A 16,271-nucleotide genomic window follows, 5' to 3' on the forward strand; every position below is an offset into this window, starting at 1 on the left:
GCGGTCAGGCGGTCAGGCGGTCAGGCGGTCAGGCGGTCAGGCGGTCAGGCGGTCAACTGATGAATAGTATATACAAAAAGAAGTACCGGTAAGCGTTTACCGGTACTCCCATTAATAATTAGTCATTTCCAAATAAATCACGAGTGTAAACCTTATCACTAACGTCACTTAATTCATCAGCCATTCTATTAGAAATGATCACATCAGATTCACGTTTAAACTCTTCAAGATCAGACACGACTTTTGAATTAAAGAACTCAGTTTCTTTCATGACTGGCTCATAAATTATTACTGGAATCCCCTTAGCTTTTATGCGCTTCATTATACCTTGTATCGAAGAAGCACGGAAATTATCAGACCCACTTTTCATTATCAAACGATAGACACCAACAACCTTTGGTTTGCGTGCAAGTATTGAATCTGCAATAAAATCTTTACGAGTTCTATTGGCATCAACGATAGCACCAATTATATTATTTGGAACCGAGGCATAATTCGCAAGAAGTTGTTTAGTATCCTTAGGAAGGCAATATCCGCCATAACCGAATGAAGGATTGTTGTAATGGTTTCCTATACGTGGATCAAGACAAACTCCCTCAATAATTTGTTTACTATTAAGGCCTTGGCTCTCTGCGTAGCTATCCAACTCATTAAAATACGCAACTCTAAGTGCGAGGTAAGTATTAGCGAACAACTTTATTGCTTCAGCTTCTGTAGAATCAGTAAACAAGGTAGGAATGTCCTGCTTGACAGCACCTTGTTTTAATAAGTTAGCAAAACTCTCCGCACGAGCTGAGCGCTCTCCTACAACAATGCGTGATGGGTGTAGGTTATCATACAGAGCGCGTCCCTCACGCAAAAACTCAGGTGAAAAAATTATGTTATCGATCCCAAAACGTTTTTTAATACTATTAGTAAAGCCTACAGGTATAGTAGACTTAATAACCATTACAGCACTTGGGTTAATATCAATAACATCCTGGATGACGGCTTCAACACTTGAAGTATTAAAATAATTAGTTTTGGGATCGTAGTCAGTAGGAGTCGCGATTATGACAAAATCTGCATCCTGATAAGCTTTTTGCTTATCAGTAGTGGCACTAAAATTCAATTTTTTATTAGATAAAAAATCTTGAATTTCATTATCCACAATAGGAGAGATCTTTTCATTTAGCATGTCAACTTTAGACTGAACAATATCTAATGCAACTACCTCATGGTTTTGAGCAATTAAAATCCCGTTCGAAAGACCAACATACCCTGTACCGGCGATAGTAATTTTCATTCGATTACACTTTTAAATAGTTAGGTGGACAGTAAGATTAGATTAAACTAGTTAATTAAAGTATAAGTATCTGAACCTTATATTTAAACGACAATGGTTATCATTGTCTATAAAATAAATTGAGGAAACGCTTTGATTAAAATCAAAGAAAAGCCTCGACTGTTTAGAATCGAGGCTTTAAGTCACCCTGGCAAGTGGATTACTCTAGCCATTCTGTATGAAACACACCTTCTTTATCAATACGCTTATAAGTATGAGCACCAAAATAGTCTCGTTGCGCTTGAATAAGGTTTGCAGGAAGTACTGCAGAACGGTAACTATCATAATATGAAATAGCCGCTGAGAATGTCGGAACAGGTATGCCATTCTGTACTGCATAAGCAACTACATCTCGCAACGCTTGCTGGTATTCAGCAGCAATTTGCTTGAAATATGGGGCTAATAATAAATTCGCAATACCGTCATCGTGCTCATATGCGTCAGTAATTTTTTGCAAGAACTGAGCACGGATGATACATCCAGCACGGAAAATTCTAGCAATCTCACCGTAGTTAAGGTTCCAATTATTTTCATCAGATGCTGCTCGCAGTTGTGAGAAGCCTTGTGCATACGATACAATTTTACCAAGATAAAGAGCTCTACGCACTTTCTCGATAAACTCTTTTTTATCAGCAGCTAATTGAAGCTTAGGCCCAGTTAAAACTTTTGAGGCAGCAATTCTCTGCTCTTTGAGAGATGAAATATAGCGAGCAAAAACAGATTCTGTAATCAGAGAAAGGGGTTCACCAAGATCTAATGCACTTTGGCTAGTCCATTTTCCAGTACCTTTATTAGCGGCCTCATCAAGAATCACATCTACAAGATAATTACCCTCATTATCTTTTTTAGTGAAAATATCTTTCGTGATATCAATAAGGTAACTATTTAACTCACCTTTATTCCACTCAGTGAAAGTAGATGCAAGTTCTTCATTAGTGAGAGCAAGGCCCGATTTAAGTAAGGCATAAGCTTCAGCAATGAGTTGCATATCACCATACTCGATACCATTATGCACCATCTTCACATAATGGCCTGCACCATCAGTACCTATATATGTGACGCAAGGCTCACCGTCTTCAGCTAGAGCGGCGATTTGTTTGAGAATAGGAGCAACTAACTCATACGCCTCTTTCTGCCCGCCAGGCATAATCGAAGGCCCTTTGAGGGCCCCCTCCTCACCACCAGAAACCCCAGTGCCGATAAAATTAAATCCTTCGGCAGAAAGTTCACGGTTGCGGCGGATCGTATCCTGGTAGAATGTGTTGCCGCCATCAATTATGATATCGCCCTTATCAAGGTAAGGCTTAAGAGAGTCGATTGCACTGTCAGTACCAGCGCCAGCTTTTACCATCAACAAAATACGTCGAGGCGTCTCTAATGAATCGACGAACTCTTTGACCGTAAAGTATGGAACTAGCTTTTTGCCTGGATTTTCAGCAATCACTTCTTCAGTCTTTTCACGGGAGCGGTTAAACACGGAGACGGTATAACCGCGGCTTTCAATGTTAAGCGCTAAGTTACGCCCCATGACAGCCATACCGACAACCCCGATTTGTTGCTTGGACATTACATACTCCTGTCTTGATAAGTCACTGCGACGATGGTCACAGTTTAGATGTGATTCTTATGTTAGCTCAAACATTCAAGAGCGTATAGCATTAAGTGCCTTATTAAATTGTGCATTATTAATGCAATATACCGAATAGTCAAAGAAGCATCTATTACAAATTATTTAGCTTAAATGTCTGCGAATCGTATTTTTCATAATTATTATAAAGATTCTTAACGAAATCAATCCAATCAGGGGTCACAACGGCGGATGGCACATAATAGCTATCAACAACTAGCTGTTCAGCATAAATTGAGACCATATTATCGAAAAGTGATGAATAAAATCCTGCAATATGTTTTACATTATTTCCACTGACTAGCGGCAGTAATTCGAATGGATACTCCAGATATTTAACATTAACTTTCCGCCCAATGATATCAATTTTATCCTTGCGCTCGCGCCTGTGCGGAATGTAAACTAAATTTTTACAGTCGTTTTTATATTTAGATTCTAAATCAACTATAAGAGATAGCGTTAGTGCAATATCATCACCCGTAATTACACCGGCTTCAAGCAAAGGAACCCCAATGATATAAATCGTATTCTCTTCGTTGGAAAAACTATTTGTAAGATGCCTAAAATAATTATATTGATGGGTCACAACACTATCATTTAATGATATTTTATCTGCTATAGGATAAACGGAAATGAAGTTTATAGGTTCAACAAAATTATCGACACAACCAAGAAAACCATATATCTTATCACGAATCAAGTGCTTGAATGACCTGGTACGCCGATTTAACCGTAAGGTTGCAGTCCCATCATCAAGAATAAATAACTTCCTTTTTTTATACTGTCCTGCAATAAACCAAAAAATAAGCGATCTGTACTCCCCCCCAATTAACGACACAGGTTCACTCCCAAGGGATGGAATTGATTTCGCAAACTCTTTAATTTTAGCTATATTATGGCGATTTGACTCTATATCTGTAGAGATAACTTCTCGATATTTGAAATATTTAAGGACATAACATATTTGAGAATAATTTAGGTTTGACACTGCACTTTTCTTGTTAATTACCAATAAATCAACTGTTATGTCATTATTATTTACATACTCCATTAAATTAAATGCTTGAAGCGGAGATTCAATATATGCTAAATATTTCAACGCAAGACCTCATGTTAGTGGAATTGTTTATTATCTTTAAGCTGGAAGTAATGTTCCGCATCTCGATGCGAAAAAACTTTCGCTGGATGGCCACCAACAATAGATAAAGGGGGGACATCGTTTACCACAACACTCCCTGCTTGAACTATGACGCCCTCTCCTATTGTAACACCGGGTAAAATAGTTACATTTATACCCAGCCAAACATTATCACCAATGACAGTATCTTTTACAATATATGTCGAATCATAAGGTATTTTTTCGCCTTTATGATTATGATTTTCTGTAATTATATAACAACCTAAGCCACAATGAAAATTATCACCTATAGAAACCTTTCCTCGACCTATTATGATCAAACCATTTGAGTTGAAATTATTTCCGAGAGTAGTATTTTTATTAACAACAGTCTTAAAATTAACTTTAATTCCAACCCCAGTTTTTGCCGCGCTCTTTATTACTTTTTTAGTGTAAAAGGAACGTGCGATTTTTCTAATAGCTAATCTCAGTCTATGCAACATACTTATTATTGGCTACCTCTTTGAGTTGTTTATTACAAAATAAAATTGTTGCGCCACAAGCAAATCCACTTGAAATCGCATATACAACACAAAAATACTCTACAGAGATATTTGTATTGACTACGATTAAGATCCCTAATAGATGTACTATCATAGAACTCGCGGTGATCAATGATATTTTTTTATTCCTTTTATAAAAAAACAACGCATGTGTATAAATATAATATATACACATAAAAACTGTTCCCGGCATTAAATAAGTAAAATATTTTAATGCATCATTGAACTTTGAGTTGAACAGCCAAGGAAATACAATTGGCAAAATAATAGAATAAGCCATCGCCGAAAACAATACTATAATTGCGTAACCCAATTGAACCTTTCTGACCTTTTTAAACTCACCCGAATTGAGATAGCGATAAATAAATGGCTGGCAGGCTTGATTAATGACAGTAAAAAACAACATAAGAATAGAAGATAGCTGTAACGCTAACCCGTAGACACCGACAATTGATACACTAAGGTAATGGGCAATGAAAAATCTATCTATAGTCGATTTAATCCAATAACTACCATGATGCGGCCATAAAGATACTCCATACAAGAAGATCTCCTTATACCTACAGACTAATGACAAAGTAGTTTTCGAATTGTCAATCTTTAGCTTTGAATAGATGAAAAATGAATATAATAACTGTACAAATAAAAAAGAGAATGATACAGCAATCAATCGGTTAATCGCAGAACCGGTCAAGACAGTAAAGAGTATAACTGTAAATACCACGTTCATAACTGAGAGAGCAAATTGCCCAATTGTTGCAATTCTATATGTCTGACTAATCCTTAAATGAGATAAATTGATAACATTGACTGCCTGCACTAATGCTGCAAATATAATCCAAAAAAGATCATATGCTGAAATAGAGAAATGGAGGAAAGGTTTTATCAGTAACGAAATTAAGAATAAGAAGATCGATATGACAATGCCTAAATTTATGTTATCGCGTCTAAAAATCAACCCAGCAGTTTCGCTTTCCTGTATGAACTTAACAGGAAGTAACCCCTGACCGCTAAATGATATTAGAATAATGAGTATTTGAATAAATGAAAGATAGAGGGTAAGTATACCATATTCGACAGTACCCATTCTGGACGTTAAATATGGAAGGATGAGGAAGCCAATCAGCTTCCCCAAAATGTCCCCTACCGACAGCAACGCTGCGCCAGCAAGTTTCTTCATTAGAGATATTTTTCCAGGAAATCAAGTGCGTGCCAGAAACCTTCTCCACTATTTTTGTGGCCCTGCCATACTTCGGGAATAAACTGAATACCCGCGGCTGTTTGATTTAAATCACGAGCAAGAATTTCAAAATCAACATCGCCTTTACCAATCTGGACACCTTCACCATCTACACCCAGAGCATCAACAATATGCATGTGTGCAGTATATTTACCAACCTCTAAAGTAAAGTCATGAAGATCCCAGCCATAATAGTTGCAAGCCATCATAGAGTGCGATGTATCGAGACAAATACGATACCCATTTTCGCCACAGAATTTTGCAATCTCGGAACCATCAACAAAAAGGTTATGATAGCTCTGACCGCCAAAGTGCCATGGGAACGGAGGCATTGTCTGAATGATAATTTCTACACCATCCTGATCAACCTGTTTAAGCGCATCAGCTACACGCTCATAGAGCGCAGCACGTGATTCGCGAGGTAAAAAACCAGTGGTATTAAAGCCGCCGGCGTTGACAACGATAACGGGTTTTTCCGTTTTAGGGAAAAAGGCTTTTAAACTACGAGTAATGTCACACACACGGTTTAAATAGTTAATAGACTTTTCTCTGTATGCTGCATCTGCTGATGCCAAGTCTAAAATATGGTCATTTACAAATAGTTCGGGGCTGTGAACTGCAAAGCCAATATTCTCTTCACCGGAGAAAAAGTCATTCAAATCGAGCTCAAGATCCTGGTAGCTCAAATGAAATTCAACAAAGTCCAGGTTTGACTTGTTCTTCAATTTTGCATAGTCATGATAGCGAACAGGTATACCAAATGGCCTGTTAAAGTGATAATTCCGAGCTTCAATTGGTGCATCATTAAGATCGGACTCATAGAAAAAATCACCTTTGTCAAAATCACGGATTGCACTACGTCCAATTAACTGATCAATATAAAGAGGTTGTAGACCTTGTCCCGGGCTCTTAATTTCAATCATTTCACGCGTGATAATTTGGCCACGCTTTAACGATTGGTTAATAATTAAACTCTTAGCCAAGTTCTCACGATTTATCATTTCACCTTGGGTGATCATCCTTTCACCGCCATTGCCCATAGCCTCTTCAACTTCGCGAATTTTACTTACCATATCAGCAAATTCATTAGGTAACAGGGATACTTTATGGTCGTTCCCTTCCATACCCTTATCAATGGTAAAGTGTTTTTCGATAACTTTCGCTCCAAGAGCAACAGCAGCAATGGGAACAGAAATACCTCGTTCATGTCCGGAATATCCAATAATCCCATTTGTTATATTTTGTAATCTTTTTAGGTACGAAAGGTTTACATCTTTGAATGGTGTTGGGTAGGTTGAATTACAATGCAGAATAACAAACTCAGCACCTAGTGATTTCAATAAATCCACTGATTTTTTAATCTCACTCTCAGTGCACATACCAGTGGAGCAAATAAGTGGCTTACCTGTAGCAGCTAAAGCTTCAAGCATTTCATGATTGGTAAAATCTGCGGATGCAACTTTATATGCTTCCATGCCATACTCTTCAAGAATTGCAAGGCTGTTGAGATCCCATGGCGTACACATCGGTGTGAGCCCTTTTGACTTGCAGTAATCAAAGACTTCGATTAACTCATCATTACGTAACTGGAAGCGGCTTAATAAATCATGGGTATACTGGGCTCCAAGATCAGCAGATTTATCTTTCTCTTCCCCGCCCTTATATAGCTGACCAAGATCTCTCATTTGGAATTTTACACAATCAGCATTAGCCTCTACTGCCAAATCAACAAGATGCTTAGCTAGTTTAATATCGCCATTATGATTGTTACCAATCTCAGCAATGAGATATGAGGGAGTATTGTCAGAGATAATATGTTTGCCTATTACAATCCCTTTTTCGCCTTGTATAGCAACAGCAACAAAGCGACGATATTCGTCGGTTAAAGGGATGACATTTACGCCATTATGGAATAGAGATTCAATATCTTTGCGTGGACTATCTACACGTTTAGACACAAAATCTTTATTCATTACTTCTGCAATTTCGATACTAAAATCAAATACCCCATTAGTTATCCAGCGACGAAAATCACCATCCGAAAAAGAACCACATAACTTACCGTTTTCATTCACGATAAAAACAATACGATTTTTGTTCTGATTTATCTTTTCTAATGCTTTCAGGACCGATTCAGTTTCGAAGACGAGAAAATCAGAAATTTTATTTTGAATTAACATTCTAGCACCCTCAAATATATTTTTTTAAAATAAGTTCAACAATATCCCAATCCATTTGGGTATCAATCTCAAAACTTTCCTCTTCGCTCATGATCAAAGAGGAAACTTTTCCACCTAGTCTATTCCCTGTCTTCAGTAATACGCTAGTGTCAGTTATATATATGGATCCGTTTTCTTTTAACTTTATACTCTCGGGCTTAATGTCTTGTCTGCGAGGACGATTGAGAAAATCATAATATGCCTTCGGATTTTCGTTATTCTCCCAAAGGAAGTGCCAAAACTCACATACTGTGAGTAATGAGTCTGCCTGCTTCTCTTTTAAGCGAGCAAATGCTCGGTCAATTGTATCAGCATAACGAACTGGCGAAGTAGCCTGTAATAATACTGTATATTCAGGCGTATAATTTTCGTTCTCAGCCAACCAGTTGATGCAGTGTATTAAGCTAGGCTCCGTTGCTGCTGTATCATTCGCAAGTTCAGCTGGTCTTAAAAAAGGGACTTCTGCACCATATTTTAAAGCTATCTCAGCGATATCCTCAGCATCGGTACTTACAATAACACGGTCTATCGCATCAGAATTAAGAGCATGTTCAATACTCCAGGCAATAAGAGGTTTTCCAGCTATATTTTTTATATTTTTTCCCGGAATCCCCTTCGAACCACCTCGAGCCGGAATTATTGCTAAGTTACTCATAATAATACCTTTAAGTTATTTACAACCATGAGACATACTATCTTAGTACAATACTTTTTTGGCGTCATTAAACAACTGCCATTTATCTGAAATATAACTTTCAATCTCAGATTTAAACCGTTCAGCCGAAAACATCTCAGCTCTCAATCGGCAATTCTGTGGTGAGAATTGATCATAATTATTTTCGAATAATTTCACCGCCTCAATCACTGAGGGGACGGTTTGCTCATTGAAGAAAACTCCTGTCGGCTGTTCATATCCGAGAGGAACAACCGACTCAGTCACTCCACCTTTGCCAAAAGCAATAACTGGTGTTCCACAAGCCATTGCTTCAACTGGTGCAATACCGAAATCTTCTTCTGCAGCAAATACAAATGCTTTGGCACCTTGCATCATTTCGCATAGCTTACTAAATTCAGTATAACCAAGGAGTTCAATATTCCCTTTAGCTTTTGATTTTATTTTTTCCATCTCGGGACCATCACCGATAACAATTAATTGTTTATCTGGCATTTGACTAAAAGACTCAACTATAAGATCAATTCTTTTATAAGGTACAAGCCGAGATGCTGTTATGTAATAATCTTTTTTATTTTCAGATAAAGTAAAATTATGTACATCAACAGGGGGATATATTACATCAGCATTGCGTCCGTATACTTTTTTAATGCGTCGTGCGATAAAATGTGAATTTGCAATGAAATGATCAACACCATTTGATGTTCGATAATCCCATAATCTCATTTTATGTAACAACCAGCGAGCTAATAAGCTTTTAAAACCTTTATCTAACCCAGCCCCTAGTAAATATTGATGTTGGAGGTCCCAAGCATAGCGAATCGGTGAGTGGACATAACTTATATGTAATTGATCAGGCCCAGTTAATATACCCTTAGCAACTGCATGACTACTTGAGATAATAATATTATGTTTTGAAACATCTAATTGCTCAATTGCTAAAGGCATAAAAGGCAAGTATTTCTGATAGTTTTTTTTTGCTCGAGGTAACTTTTGAATAAATGTTGTTTTTATTTCCTTATTATTAAATAGTGATTTGTTTTCAGCTGAAAGAAAATCAACCACTGCATATAAACTCGCATCTTGATAAATTTTTAGTAATTCTGCAACAACTTTCTCTGAACCTGCATAGGTAACAAACCAGTCACCAACAATGCCAACATCAAAATCTTTAGACATTAGGATACCCGTAGTATATAGCAATGCATTAATAGTTTCAAAGAGGGCATGTACCCTCTTTATTTGTACTATTACGCTCGTAGCAGTTTTAATATTTCAGCAGTCTTATCTTCCATAAGCTTAATATTATTACGAGACTCAACATTTAAGCGTACAACAGGTTCTGTATTTGAACTCCGTAAATTAAAGCGCCAATCAGAAAATTCAAGACTAATACCATCTGTGTAATCGATCTTTAAAGCTTTTGGCTCGAATACTTTGAGTACTCTCTCAATTGCAGCTGATGCATTTTCAAGTTTACTATTTATTTCTCCGGATGCAGGATATGCAATAACTCGATCATTAACCAGATCTCCTAGAGACTGATTTTTTACGCAAACTAACTCAGCGACAAGCAGCCACGGTATCATACCACTGTCACAATATGCAAAATCACGGAAGTAATGGTGAGCACTCATTTCGCCACCATAAATTGCATCCTCAGAGCGCATTCGTTCTTTGATGAATGCGTGTCCAGTTTTGGACATTATTGGAATACCGCCGGATTTTTCGACAATATCTATAGTATTCCAACTTAGTCTAGGATCATGAATAATTTTCGCCCCAGGGTTTTTCTCAAGGAATGCATCTGCTAATAAGCCGACAATATAGTATCCTTCGACAAAATTACCTTTCTCATCAAATAAGAAACAACGGTCGAAATCACCATCGAAAGCAATCCCCATGTCAGCTTTATGCTTAATAACTGCCTCAGTAGTATCTTTTCTACATTCAGGAAGTAATGGGTTTGGAATCCCATGCGGAAATGAGCCATCAGGCTCATGGTGAATCTTAATAATTTCAATTGGGAGTTGCAGTCTCTTAAAGCGCTCTTCAAGAGCATCAATAACATGACCTGCGGCACCATTTCCAGAGTTGATGGCTAACTTCAGTGGTTTATTAAAGTTTTCTGGATTTACAAAGCTCAATAGCTTTTCTGTGTATTCATTAATCGTCGAAACTTTACGATAACTACCTCGGTTTTTTAAGTCAACCTCAGTAAATTCATTTTTCTCTGCCAGGCGTTGAATATCTTTAAGCCCTGTATCACCACTAATAGGCTTTGACTGCTCGCGAACCAGTTTCATACCGTTATAATCGATAGGATTATGGCTTGCTGTAACTTCTATTCCCCCATCAACCTGTAAATACGACGTCGCAAAGTAGATCTCTTCCGTTCCAGCCAGACCGATATCTAAGACATTAGTTCCTGCATCTTGCAATCCTCTGGCCAATGCTAGTTTTAATGACTCGCTGGTCAACCGAACGTCACCACCCAAGACCATATCTTTAGGTTTTAGATATTCACCATAAGCGCGTCCAATTCGATACGCGATATCTTCATTGAGCTCATCACCTAATTTACCCCGAATATCGTACGCTTTAAAACATTTTAAATTAGTAGCCATAGGTTAAATACTCTGTCTATTGTCCGTAATGATCTTTGATGCGAATAATATCATCTTCGCCTAAATAGGAACCTGATTGAATCTCAAGTAACTCCAATGGAATTTTCCCTGGATTTTCCAGCATATGCTGCGATCCAATAGGGATAAATGTCGATTGGTTTTCAGTTAGCAAATAGATTTTTTCATTTAATGTAACTTGTGCAGTTCCGGCCAGCACGACCCAATGTTCAGCACGATGGTGATGCATTTGTAAGGAAAATTTTCCACCAGGTTTAACTGTAACCTTGTTGATTTGATAACGAGGGGCGCTTACTACTTGATCACTTTTGCCCCAGGGACTATACGATTCACGGTGTAAACGATATTCCCTTCTACTACATTTCTTAAGATATTCAACGACTTTTTTGACATCTTGAACTTTTGATTTATTAATGACAAGAACTGCATCTTTCGTACTTACAATAACTAAATCCTCGACCCCTACAGCAGCGACCAGTTGTTCTTCAGTGTTAATATAGCAATTAGAAGTATTATGAGCATATACGTCGCCATTAATAACATTGCCAGTCGTGTCTTTATTATTCACATCCCACAATGCGGACCAGGAACCAACATCATTCCAGCCAGCATCAAGAGGGACGACTACTGCCGCAGTTGTTCGCTCCATTACAGCATAGTCTACTGACTCATCCGGGCAAGCGGTGAAGGCTTCCTCATCAACACGGATAAAATCTTGTTGTGAGTCAGGTTCAAGACCAGCCATTGCACTCTTACATGCTTCATAAATATCAGGACGATATTGAGCTAACTCATCCAGATAACTTTTAGCACGGAATAAGAACATACCACTATTCCAATAATATTCCCCGCTGTCTAAGTATTCGGTAGCAGTCTTTAGATCAGGTTTCTCCACAAAACCTTTGACTCCATAAGCTGGCTCGTCAAGTTCAGCAACAACTTCGCCACGCTTTATGTAACCATAACCGGTCTCCGGCCCAGTTGGTACAATCCCAAAAGTAACTAACTTACCTTGGTTAGCATGTGGAATCGCAACTTTAATTGCATCATGGAAGGCAACTTTATTATTGATCACATGATCGGCAGCAAGAACTAAAAGTAAAGGATCATCATTATTTTTCGTAGCTGCACTCAAAGCAGCCAAGGCAATAGCTGGAGCAGTATTTCTGCCCACAGGCTCTAATATAATATTATTTGAGAGCTGATTGATCTGTCGCAACTGCTCAGCGACCAGGAATCGATGTTGTTCATTACAGATAACCAGAGGTTCACTTACATTTAATCCCTCAAGACGAGAGACCGTTTCTTGAAGCATAGAATTTTCTCCATGCAAACGGAGAAACTGTTTCGGATAGCGTTCTCTGGACATTGGCCACAAACGACTTCCAGTACCACCTGCCATAACCACAGGGAGAATCATATTTACCTCGAATCTTCTAAACTAAGTAATCAACGATTATCTTCAACAATTTTTAATAAAATGCTTGCAGAATTTTCCCAAGAAAATCTTTTGACGTTATTAAATCCTCGCTCAATCAAATCTTTCTGTAAATCAGTATCATTTAAAACAGTCGTCATGGCATTACAAATATCAGCGCAGTTTTCAGGATCAAAGAATATTGCGCTATCCCTTAAAACTTCCTTCATTGAAGCTGATTTAGATGATATTACAGGGCAACCGCAGGCTTGAGCCTCTAACGGAGGTATTCCAAAACCTTCATATAATGAAGGAAAGATAAATGCTGATGCATTTCTATAAAGATCAATTAATTCTTCATCGGAAACTCGTCCAAGATACTCTATACGCTGATTTTCTTTTGTTAAATCCACTGATGCAAATGCCTTTGCCTTATGCCCAATAATTTTTAAATTATAGTCAAGTGCAGCATGTTCAAATGCCTCAATCAAGCCATGGAAGTTCTTATGATAATTCTGAGATGATACAGCAAGAATATATTTATTTTTCTGCGTTATTTTTGACGAAGAGGTATCTATAATAAAATCTTCTTTAACTGCGTTATAAACAACCTCAATCTTCGACTTATTGATTTTATATACTTCAGCTATTTCACTTTTAGAAAATTCGCTAACTGTAATTATTTTCTTAGCGTTGTTAAAGAAAAGTGGCGTTAATGTCTTATATAGTAATCTGAAACGCAACGGATAGCTATCCGGATATCTGACATAGGTGACATCATGGTGCGTGACAACTTGATTTTTGTAAAATGCAGGGGCAGTATTTGTCAAGTTAATCAACAATGGACTTCCGTTTTTTTTCAAAAATAAGGGTAGCGTTATTTGCTCCCAAAAATGTCCATCTCCACCTTTGGCCTCTACAATGTTAAACTTTTTATGCATTGTAAGGTCAATAATCTTTTGAAGATCTGGCACAACAATAAATATATTGTCTTGCTTAGCAACTAACTGCTTCGCTATTTCTACGGCAAAACGTTGAACCCCTGTCATATGCTGCGTGAGGAATCGTCCATTAATAAATATCTTTTCAGCCATCACATCCTCAATTCTATTCAAAAAAACACAAGATAATTATTACTTAGAGGAAAAAGTTTCCAGAGTATGGCTATTTCCTTTATTGTTAATAATAACCTCTTTTTGAGAATTTAGTTCGACCGTAGCTCCATTACTCATAAGTTGCGGAGCAAACTTGCGCATCAGCGTTGCAGAACTCTTAGGCGTCAGATCCTGTTTAAACATTCCAAAATTATGTTCCTTATTATTAGGATTCAAACCATCATCAATCAGATCATACCACCAAACACCTTTGATATATCCTCGTTGTTTAGCCAATGCGGTATATTCGTAAATGTACTTAGCAGCTTGTTCCTGCGTCACTCCACCTGGTATAGCGGAGGTTGTCGGATAACCCATTTCCGTAATATAAATTGGTATTGCCCGACCTGCAGAAGCACTGATACGTTTTTCAAATGCATCAATTACGTCCATATCTGCACTTGGTTCCATAAGCAACGGTCGCTTTCTTTCATAGTATGTATAAGGGTGTATCGAAATTCCGTCTATATTCTTTGCAAATCCTCGTTGAACTAATTTAGTGATCCAATTAACTTGTCCTGCATAAATAGGATTAAGAGAACCAGCAATTACAATTGCATTAGGGTCTACTTTTTTTATTGCTTTAGCAGATTGTTCTACCAGATAGAGATATATGTCATCATCTGGAATCGTATCCCCTTTTTTAACACCAGTATGAACTAACCATTCATTCCATATTTCGTAATACTTCACACGCCCTTTATATCGCTGTGCAACCCATGTTGCGTAATCAACAAATTTATCCACTTGTTGTTTTGTTTTTGGACGCCCGTTGTCAGTATAATTTTTATTGCCATAAGCCAAAATAAACATAGCATTCTTTGTTACAGTAGAATCATCTTTAAGATAAATATCATCTAACGGGACGTTTTTGGCAGGGATAGACATTTCTCCCTTCTTTGCTTCTACTGAATTCCAGGATATACCATCCCTAAATGATGTAAAACCATATTCGTTCATCAAATGTATATATTTCTCTGTATCTCCTGGATAATGAGAAATATGTGTTCCAACCCCGATCTCAAACGAATAGGCGGATGAAAAAGTTAATGATAATAGGGTTATACATGTAATCATTTTTTTATAGATCTTCATACTCACCACCTTATCTTTTACTCTACCTTATTCTTGCTAATTCATATGCGCTTGTGTATTGATCTACAATTAGCCCAGAATCAAATTGATGGCTATAATTCCATGCATTTTTTGCCATAGTGAAATAATCATCTTTACTTTTGTCATTGATTTTTTTCAATACATCAATGAGCTGGCTTTCACTATTAAAAATATATCCAGTTTGGCAGTCTTTTATTATCTCCGGAATTCCACCTTTAGCACTTCCTATCGATGGAATACCGAAAGATGCCGCTTCTAAAACAACTCTCCCTAAAGGTTCATTCCACATTGAAGGTACTATAAGGTAATCAATTTGTGGGAAAAAGTCGTTAGCATTAACAACACCTAAAAAACTCATTTCGGTATTAATATATTTTTCATTTAAATACTTAATGTAATCTTCTGAACCTTTCCCAGCAATTTTAATCTCCATCCCTTTAAATTTACTCAGTGCATTAAGCAGAACTTCTACACCCTTTTCCTCTTCGATTCGACCTAAATAACCCAGTACTATTTTGTCTCTTCCGTGTCTTTTTATACATTGATTTGCTGTAACACTATTATAAATAACTGTTTTTTCAGACTTTTTAAAAAAACCAGTTGCTACATGTAGCTTTTTTATATAATCACTAATTCCAACATAAACACTGACATTATTAGATATTCGTTTTTTTATAAAAGAGTATATTCTGGACTCCAGACACAATGGATCCATATTTTTCCCTTTTTTAAATAATGTTCCATTTGGATGTATTAGTGAATAATCTCTTGACGTATGAACTATCGGTATTTCTCTATTCTTCGCCCATGTCCATATTGCAACAGAAAAACCTGTTAAGTTATTTGTGTGAACAACATCGAATTCTTTTTTAGCAAAATATCTAGCTACCAAACAAAGCATTTTTCTATTATATATGTCGTTGATATGCCAGACACAACGCCTTATAAAGGAGTGTTTTCCGGCGTACGGCCAATAAATATTTTTCAGAGGAAACCGTACAACACTGACTCCATTCATATGAATATTTTCGACTTCCACATTCTCGTGCAAGGTCGCGACAGTAACCTCATGACCTTTTGCGGCAAGCTCTTCAGCAAGTAACTGGACTGACTTCTCAGCACCACCTATTTTATACGGTGCATAAAGTGTGTTCACCATTAATATCTTCATTTATT

Annotated in this window: 13 protein-coding genes; all 13 read right to left on the reverse strand. The window is 37.2% G+C overall.

Annotated elements, in window-relative coordinates:
- Positions 1–118: 118 nt before the first annotated feature.
- Complete coding sequence (gene ugd, locus ABLV17_RS12165) at positions 119–1,285, reverse strand: UDP-glucose 6-dehydrogenase (protein WP_087860458.1); 1,167 nt, start codon at positions 1,283–1,285, stop codon at positions 119–121.
- Between the two features lie 199 nt (positions 1,286–1,484).
- On the reverse strand, positions 1,485–2,891 hold the full coding sequence (gene gndA / locus ABLV17_RS12170) for an NADP-dependent phosphogluconate dehydrogenase (RefSeq protein ID WP_087860457.1): 1,407 nt from the start codon (positions 2,889–2,891) through the stop codon (positions 1,485–1,487).
- Positions 2,892–3,045: 154 nt separating this feature from the next.
- The gene (locus tag ABLV17_RS12175) at positions 3,046–4,050 is read right to left on the reverse strand and encodes a hypothetical protein (protein WP_348854303.1); all 1,005 of its coding nucleotides are present in this window, start codon (positions 4,048–4,050) and stop codon (positions 3,046–3,048) included.
- 14 nt (positions 4,051–4,064) lie between these two features.
- Positions 4,065–4,571, reverse strand: a complete 507-nt coding sequence (locus ABLV17_RS12180) for an acyltransferase (RefSeq protein WP_087860455.1) — start codon at positions 4,569–4,571, stop codon at positions 4,065–4,067.
- Positions 4,561–5,811 carry an oligosaccharide flippase family protein gene (locus ABLV17_RS12185; RefSeq protein WP_213316825.1) on the reverse strand — a complete coding sequence of 417 codons (1,251 nt, stop codon included), beginning with the start codon at positions 5,809–5,811 and terminating at the stop codon, positions 4,561–4,563. The genes ABLV17_RS12180 and ABLV17_RS12185 overlap by 11 nt, the downstream gene beginning before the upstream one ends.
- A complete protein-coding gene (locus tag ABLV17_RS12190; protein WP_213316824.1) occupies positions 5,811–8,051 on the reverse strand; it encodes an N-acetylneuraminate synthase family protein in 2,241 nt (746 codons plus the stop codon). The genes ABLV17_RS12185 and ABLV17_RS12190 overlap by 1 nt, the downstream gene beginning before the upstream one ends.
- 10 nt (positions 8,052–8,061) lie before the next feature.
- On the reverse strand, positions 8,062–8,745 hold the full coding sequence (locus ABLV17_RS12195; protein WP_213316823.1) for an acylneuraminate cytidylyltransferase family protein: 684 nt from the start codon (positions 8,743–8,745) through the stop codon (positions 8,062–8,064).
- Between the two features lie 42 nt (positions 8,746–8,787).
- Positions 8,788–9,942, reverse strand: a complete 1,155-nt coding sequence (locus ABLV17_RS12200) for a glycosyltransferase family 4 protein (protein ID WP_087860452.1) — start codon at positions 9,940–9,942, stop codon at positions 8,788–8,790.
- A 71-nt stretch (positions 9,943–10,013) separates the two neighbouring features.
- Positions 10,014–11,390, reverse strand: a complete 1,377-nt coding sequence (gene cpsG / locus ABLV17_RS12205) for a phosphomannomutase CpsG (RefSeq protein ID WP_213316822.1) — start codon at positions 11,388–11,390, stop codon at positions 10,014–10,016.
- 16 nt (positions 11,391–11,406) lie between these two features.
- Entirely contained in the window at positions 11,407–12,828 is a 1,422-nt protein-coding gene (locus ABLV17_RS12210; RefSeq protein ID WP_213794944.1) for a mannose-1-phosphate guanylyltransferase/mannose-6-phosphate isomerase, read from the reverse strand.
- 29 nt (positions 12,829–12,857) lie between these two features.
- Positions 12,858–13,919, reverse strand: coding sequence for a glycosyltransferase family 1 protein (locus ABLV17_RS12215; RefSeq protein ID WP_213794945.1), 1,062 nt, complete (start codon positions 13,917–13,919; stop codon positions 12,858–12,860).
- A 39-nt stretch (positions 13,920–13,958) separates the two neighbouring features.
- Positions 13,959–15,074: a cellulase family glycosylhydrolase gene (locus ABLV17_RS12220; protein WP_213794946.1), complete on the reverse strand. Its 1,116-nt coding sequence runs from the start codon at positions 15,072–15,074 to the stop codon at positions 13,959–13,961.
- Positions 15,075–15,096: 22 nt separating this feature from the next.
- Positions 15,097–16,266 carry a glycosyltransferase family 4 protein gene (locus ABLV17_RS12225; RefSeq protein ID WP_213794947.1) on the reverse strand — a complete coding sequence of 390 codons (1,170 nt, stop codon included), beginning with the start codon at positions 16,264–16,266 and terminating at the stop codon, positions 15,097–15,099.
- Between the last annotated feature and the right edge of the window lie 5 nt (positions 16,267–16,271).

This window comes from Klebsiella sp. CN_Kp091, from assembly GCF_040065095.1.
Taxonomy (GTDB): domain Bacteria; phylum Pseudomonadota; class Gammaproteobacteria; order Enterobacterales; family Enterobacteriaceae; genus Klebsiella; species Klebsiella aerogenes.